The 212-nt window shown below is 51.9% G+C and carries 1 rRNA gene; it reads left to right on the top strand.

The annotated features are described in order from the left end of the window. Positions 1–2: 2 nt before the first annotated feature. Positions 3–119: ribosomal RNA gene (rrf, locus tag C3B52_RS36080) — 5S ribosomal RNA — on the top strand. Positions 120–212: the final 93 nt, after the last annotated feature.

Raw genomic sequence — 212 nt, 5'->3', positions numbered from 1 at the left:
AGTCTGGTGATGATGGCGGAGGGGACACACCCGTTCCCATGCCGAACACGGCCGTTAAGCCCTCCAGCGCCGATGGTACTTGCTCCGCAGGGAGCCGGGAGAGTAGGACGTTGCCAGGCGAGCAACCTCATGGTTGCCTCAACATTCGTTCTTTGAAAACTGGATACTGCATGTAATTGCTAAGGATATTTAAAGTGTAAGTACTTTTTAGT

The organism is Brevibacillus reuszeri, from assembly GCF_002897295.1.
GTDB classification, from domain to species: Bacteria; Bacillota; Bacilli; order Brevibacillales; family Brevibacillaceae; genus Brevibacillus; species Brevibacillus reuszeri_A.
Note: the sequence above shows the minus strand (reverse complement) of the source record. Positions and strands in the feature narration are given on the sequence as shown.